This is a genomic window from Bacillus sp. 491mf, from assembly GCF_900112415.1.
In the GTDB taxonomy this organism is placed as follows: Bacteria; Bacillota; Bacilli; order Bacillales; family Bacillaceae_G; genus Bacillus_A.
The window spans coordinates 112,226-118,868 of record NZ_FOLV01000012.1 but is presented as its reverse complement, the minus strand read 5'-3'; the positions used below and the strand labels follow the sequence as shown (position 1 = coordinate 118,868).

7 protein-coding genes are annotated in these 6,643 nt (G+C 36.3%); all 7 read left to right on the top strand.

The annotated features are described in order from the left end of the window. The coding region (locus BM211_RS13755; protein WP_090998027.1) for a hypothetical protein at positions 1 to 260 on the top strand (260 nt) is incomplete at its 5' end. Positions 261 to 723: 463 nt separating this feature from the next. Next, on the top strand, positions 724 to 1,941 hold the full coding sequence (locus BM211_RS13750; protein ID WP_090998019.1) for a substrate-binding domain-containing protein: 1,218 nt from the start codon (positions 724 to 726) through the stop codon (positions 1,939 to 1,941). Positions 1,942 to 2,198: 257 nt separating this feature from the next. Next, a complete protein-coding gene (locus tag BM211_RS13745) occupies positions 2,199 to 2,972 on the top strand; it encodes an ABC transporter ATP-binding protein (RefSeq protein WP_090998016.1) in 774 nt (257 codons plus the stop codon). Continuing rightward, on the top strand, positions 2,950 to 3,654 hold the full coding sequence (locus tag BM211_RS13740; protein WP_090998013.1) for a branched-chain amino acid ABC transporter ATP-binding protein: 705 nt from the start codon (positions 2,950 to 2,952) through the stop codon (positions 3,652 to 3,654). Before BM211_RS13745 ends, BM211_RS13740 begins: the two co-directional genes overlap by 23 nt. A 25-nt stretch (positions 3,655 to 3,679) precedes the next feature. Next, positions 3,680 to 4,540, top strand: a complete 861-nt coding sequence (locus tag BM211_RS13735; protein ID WP_090998010.1) for a branched-chain amino acid ABC transporter permease — start codon at positions 3,680 to 3,682, stop codon at positions 4,538 to 4,540. Positions 4,541 to 4,547: 7 nt separating this feature from the next. Continuing rightward, positions 4,548 to 5,549 (top strand): branched-chain amino acid ABC transporter permease, encoded by a 1,002-nt coding sequence (locus tag BM211_RS13730; protein WP_090998007.1) that lies wholly within the window; start codon positions 4,548 to 4,550, stop codon positions 5,547 to 5,549. 158 nt (positions 5,550 to 5,707) lie between these two features. After that, the gene (locus tag BM211_RS13725; protein ID WP_141771639.1) at positions 5,708 to 6,427 is read left to right on the top strand and encodes a 3-ketoacyl-ACP reductase; all 720 of its coding nucleotides are present in this window, start codon (positions 5,708 to 5,710) and stop codon (positions 6,425 to 6,427) included. The last annotated feature ends 216 nt before the right edge of the window (positions 6,428 to 6,643 follow it).

Below are 6,643 nucleotides of genomic sequence, written 5' to 3'. Positions count from 1 at the left end.
TGGGAGAAAAAACAGTTAAGACAATGATCCTTACGTTTGTTGTATTAACATGCTGGTATGTAGCTTATGCAAATCCAAGTATTCTTGGAATCATTGATGCCCTAAGTGGTCCGTTAGTTGCTGCTATCTTATGTCTATTACCAATGTATGCGATCCGTAAAGTACCAGTACTAGCTAAATACAGAGGGAAAGCGAGCAATGTATTTGTTATTATTATAGGTATACTTACTGTTCTAGCAAGTATTAGATCATTATTCTAATTCACTATTATTGGTTCTAGTGCAAAAATAGTGGGATATGAAAAAAGAACGAAAGATGCCTCACGGAAAGCCCGTGTAAGGGATGCAATTAGAAGTGCACCCCAATTGTTAGACATAGTCTAACAATTGGAGGTGCTTTTTATATGCAGATTTTTAAAGAACTTACACTGGATCTTTAGAAAAAAGAAAAAATCTCACCTGAAATTAAACTTATATAACCTTAGCTTGATGGGCATGAGGGAAGGACTTATTTTTTAGTCATTCCCTATTTTATTGAGGATATTAACTTTATGTAGTGAATATTTATAAATGAACTGGAAGGGATTTGGGAATGGTTGGAGAAATTAGAGGTACTTCAGGAAATTTTGTTTCATCGTAGCGGTTGATAGATGTCATAATTACGGGTGTTTCGCTTCAGTGTATTCAATTCTCTAGGAATGTAAATGATAGGGGAGGAATTATGATGGCAGTGAAAAAACGTAAGTGGCTAAAGATGGTGTGTACAGGATGTATACTTGGCTCATTGCTTGTCTCAACTGGGTGCTCTGGAAAGAAAACAAGTACAAGTAGTGAGGAAACAGTTAAGGTCGGTGTACTTGCTTCGTTAACTGGACCGCTTGAATCGTATGGAAAGCAAACAGTAAATGGATTTGAACTCGGTCTCGACTATGCAACTGGTGGAACGGGAAAAGTAGAAGGGAAAAAGATTAAGTTTGTTGTAGAAGATACGGAAACAAAAGCAGATGTAGCAGTAAAGAAGGCTACGAAACTACTAGAAGAAGATAAAGTAGACTTTTTAGTTGGTTCATCTAGTTCAAGCGATACGCTAGCAGTTTTACCATTGGCTGAGGAGTATGAAAAAATAATGGTTGTTGAGCCAGCTGTAGCAGATAGTATTACCGGTAAGAACTGGAATAAATATATTTTTAGAACAGGACGAAATTCATCTCAAGATGCAATTGCTGGTGCAGCATCAATTGCTAAGAAAGATGTAAAGATTGCAACGTTAGCTCAAGACAATGCATTCGGAAGAGAAGGGATTGCGGCATTTAAGGATGCAGCAAAGAAGCTAGGCGCAAACATTGTAAATGAACAATATGCAGATGCGAATTCTACTGATTTTACGGCAAATATCCAAAATATTATAAGCTCCAAACCAGATTATTTATTTATTGTTTGGGCAGGTGCAAATTCGCCGTGGAAACAACTAAAAGATATGAATGTTGAGCAGCAAGGTATTAAAATTTCAACGGGTGCACCGGATATTTCAGCGCTAAAAACGATGGATGCGTTAGTTGGTATGCAAGGATTTTCTGTGTATTATCATGCGCTTCCGAAAAATAAAGTGAATGATTGGTTAGTAGAAGAACATAAAAAACGATTTAACGGTGCTGTTCCAGACTTGTTTACGGCTGGTGGGATGTCAGCCGCTATTTCAATTGTTGAGGCCTTAAAGAAAACAAAAGGAGATACTGATGTCGATACGCTCATAAAGAAAATGGAAGGAATGGAATTTGAAACACCAAAAGGTACAATGAAATTCCGTGCAAAAGATCATCAAGCTTTGCAAACGCTTTATTCGATTACTTTGAAAAAACAAGACGGGGGTGATTACCCTGTTCCAATTTTAGAGCGGGAATTAAAAATGACAGAAACAGAACCGCCAGTTCGTAATAAATAATCAGAATAGTTAAATTAATTATTGCTAGGAATATACAAATTATCTATTGTAGGCAGCTTTATATAAGGACTATTGTTGAATGTTATCCATTCCTGTAAAAGGGATGGATAACTGATTTAGAGAAAAAGAAGCTAGATGGGGAATTACGGGTAGAACATGACTGAGTGATGAAGGAAACGTCCACTTAAAAAGAAACTGATTTTCATGTCATTTTTTCAATTTGTATTTATAGGAATCCTTTGTAAGGAGGACATAATGTGGAGAAATTGTTAGAAACTCACAATCTGTCTGTTTCGTTTGGAAAACATCATGTTATTAAAGAGGTAAATTTAATAATACCAAAAGGAAAATTTATTTCCGTTATTGGTCCAAACGGGGCAGGGAAAACGACTCTTTTTAATTTGTTAAGTGGTCAACTTTCTCCAACAAAAGGGGAGATTTATTTTAAAGAACGCGACATTACAAAACTATCGATTTCAGAGCGAACGCGTTTTGGTATGGGACGTTCTTTTCAGCTTACAAACATTTTTCCAGAATTAACGGTTCTTGAAAATATTCGACTTGGTGTACAGTCTTATGCGAAAGATTATTATCGTTTCTTCCCGCGTCCAGCTCATTATAAACAACAACAACAAGAAGCACGCCATTTACTTGAGTCTGTGTTGCTGAATGAAAAGGAAAATGTACTTGCAAAGGATTTAGCTCATGGGGAAAAGCGAAAATTGGAATTAGCAATGCTTTTAGCACTAAAAACGGAGTTGTTGTTGTTAGATGAACCGACAGCTGGTATTTCTATTGAAGAAGTTCCCGCTATTCTACAAGTGATTGAACATATAAAAAATGATTGTGAAAAAACAATTGTATTAATTGAGCACAAAATGGATATGGTTCTGCATTTATCTGATCATCTCGTTGTGTTATTTCAAGGGGAATTATTAGCTGAAGGGTTACCGGGAGAAATTATGAAAGATGAGCGTGTACAGACTGCCTATTTAGGGGGATTATTCAGTGACACTATTAAAAGTGGATAATATTGAAACGTATTTAGATCAGTTTCATATTTTACAAGGTGTTTCTTTTGGAGTAGAGGAAGGGACCATTACAGTCTTATTTGGAAGAAACGGAGCAGGGAAAACGACAACGCTGCGTTCTATAATAGGATTTCATACGATTTCTAACGGAGCTGTTTATTATAATGGGGGAAAAATAAATGGGCTAACAACACATATGATTTCGCGAAAAGGTATCGGGTATGTACCGGAAAATCAAGGGATCTTTTCCGATTTAACGGTTGAAGAAACATTTGCTATTGCTCAAACGAGAAAAAATGACGAAACAGATGAAAAAGTGGAATGGATGTTGGATCTTTTTCCAGACTTAAAACAATTTTGGTATAAAAAGAGTGGATTATTAAGTGGAGGACAAAAGCAAATGCTTGCTATCGCAAGGGCCTATATTAATAGCGAAGGTCTGCTGCTTATTGATGAGCCTAGTAAAGGTTTGTCACCAATTATGATTGAGAAGTTGATGGACTCCATTTTAAAAATGAGGGAAAAAACAACAGTTTTACTTGTTGAACAAAACTTTATGATGGCCAGTCAAATTGGTGATTATTTTTACATTATGGATAACGGGAAAATTGTATACAATGGCCCGATGAGTGAACTAAAGGAAAATAAAGAGACGTGCCATAAGTATTTAGGGATTTCTTAACCTTTATTAGGGTGAGGTGAAAAACGTGGATGTGTTAGTGAATTTATTTGTAAATGGTGTTTCGACAGGCGTGTTAATTTTTTTATTAGCATCTGGCTTAACACTTATTTTTGGTTTGATGGACGTTCTTAATTTCGCTCATGGTGGATTATTTGCATGGGGTGCTTTTACTGGGGTGTGGTTGTTTGATTTAACAGGCAGTTATATGTTTGCATTATTTGGTGCGATTGTAATTGGTATGTTTCTTGGCTTGATATTAGAAAGATTTCTCATTCGTCCTGTTTATGGAAATCATGTTCGGCAACTGCTCGTTACACTAGGGGGCATGCTTGTGCTAAGTGAATGTATAAAATTATTTTGGGGACCAAATCCGATCGGAGCTAAATTACCGAATTGGTTACAAGGAAGTTTTACATTTGATGGGATCATACTAATCAAATATCGCTTATTTGTTATTTTAATCGGTTTATTGGTTTACATCGGATTTGTCTTGCTACTTCGAAAAACAAAAATTGGGCTAATGATCCGTGCTGGTGTAATGGATAAAGAGATGGTGCAAGCACTTGGAATTAATGTGAAGGCCATCTTTTCTTTCGTGTTTTTATTAGGAGCTGGAATGGCATCGTTAGGTGGCTTTCTTCTCGCGCCTTATTCGGGAGTTATTTTTGCTGAAATGGGAATGCAGTATGCGATTTTAGCTTTTATCGTTGTAATCATTGGTGGATTAGGTAGTGTACAAGGATCGGTAATTGCATCCTTAATCGTTGGGTTGGCAGGAGCTTTTACAGCATATTATGTGCCAGATTTATCACTTGCGATAAACATGTTAATGCTGTTATTCGTCTTATTAGTTAAGCCGACAGGAATTGTTGGTGAAAAGGGGTGAGACTGTTATGAACACATTATCTAATCGAATAAATTTGTATTTTGGAGGTGCAGTGCTTCTCTTTTTTAGCATATTTCCTTTCTTAAACGATTCAAGGAGCATGTTAATCTTATTCACACAAATTTTCATCTTCGCAATCTTCGCGATGAGTTTTGATATTTTACTAGGTTATACGGGAATAGTATCGTTTGGGCACTGTATGTTCTTTGGAATTGGTGCTTATTGCGTCGCACTCTTATTTGATCGACAAGAGGCATCGATATCAAGTTTTTTAATAGGGCTTATAGTAGCAATCACCTTATCTGCAGTTATTAGTTATATGATTGGTATGCTTTCCTTGCGATTAAAAAGTCACTTTTATGCGATGCTAACACTTGCGATTTCTCAACTATTCTTTGTGCTCGCTGAAAAGTGGAGAACCGTCACGCATGGGGGAGATGGCTTTACATTCCGTGTCCCTGAAATATTTCGAGATCGCTATTCATTCTACTATATTACATTAATCAGTCTTGTGATCATTTTTTTATTACTACAACTGTTTACAAAATCTTCAATTGGAAAAGTATTAAAAGCCATTTCGCAAAATGAACAACGTGTGGAGGCGCTCGGTTATAAAATCCTTCACTATAAAGTAATTGCGAGTGTTGTGGCTGGAATTGTCGCCTCTGTGAGCGGCGCTTTATTTGTTATTACACTCCGATTTGTAAATACGACCGTGTTCTCAATTGACATGACGTTGAATGCTTTATTAATGACAACGATCGGCGGGATTGGGACATTAGTAGGAGGGATAATAGGGGCTGGAATCATTGAATCGTTGAAATACTATTTATCAGAGCTTGCTGCACAGTATCCAATATTTGAGCGGTGGACAATTATTCTAGGTTTATTGTATATCATCGTCTTATTAGGTCTTCCAACGGGTATGTTAGGGACTGTAAAGAAGTTGGTGAATTGGAAACGACATAAGAAAAAAGGGAAAAGGAAGCAAGTTGAGCATAGTGCTTAATACACTAGAGAATGGCCTCTTAACTGAAAAACGAACTGAATAGTTATTTATAGGTAACCTACAAAGATTAAAGGGCATGATTGTATTTTTAACGATATTTAGATAAAATTCATTCTATGATAAAAATAGTATTTTAGAAAGATTAGGGAGTGTTATATTTGGCAGAATTATTACAAGGGAAAAATGCATTAATTACAGGAGCTGGAAGAGGGATTGGCCGTGCTGTAGCAATCGCTCTAGCAAAAGAAGGTGTGAATGTAGGACTTTTAGCACGTTCAGAAGAAAATTTAAAAGCTGTTGCAAAAGAAGTTGAGGCAGAAGGCGTAAAAGCTGTAACCGCTACTGCTGATGTATCTTCATATGAAGAAGTAAGTGAAGCAATTGAAACATTAAAAAATGGTTTAGGTTCTATTGATATTTTAATTAACAATGCCGGAATTTCTAAATTTGGCAATTTCCTGGAACTAGATGTCGCGGAATGGGAAAAAATTATTCAAGTGAACTTAATGGGCGTATATTATGTGACTCGTGCTGCGTTACCGGGAATGATTGAACAGCAGTCTGGTGATATTATTAATATTTCATCAACAGCTGGACAAAAGGGAGCGCCAGTTACAAGCGCGTACAGTGCTTCAAAATTTGGTGTCCTTGGTTTAACAGAATCTTTAGCGATGGAAGTACGTAAACATAATATTCGTGTGACAGCATTAACACCAAGTACAGTTGCAACAGATATGGCAGTAGAATTAGGATTGACAGATGGTAACCCAGATAAAGTTATGCAGGCTGAAGATATTGCAGAATTTATTGTAGCCCAGCTGAAATTAAATAAACGTATATTCATTAAATCTGCTGGATTATGGTCAACAAATCCATAAGAAAATAGATGATTAGAATAATAAAAACGGATAGCTGTTCTTTTTAGGACAACTATCCGTTTTTGTATAAATTGTAATCAACCTGAAACTCGTAAGTTTGTACAGAAACGTATTTGTGAAGTTATTGATTATATTACAAAAGCCTATCACGCAACGTATGAAATGAACTATGAATTAGCAAGTCATGGCCCCGCTGTTTTTAACAACATACTTTAC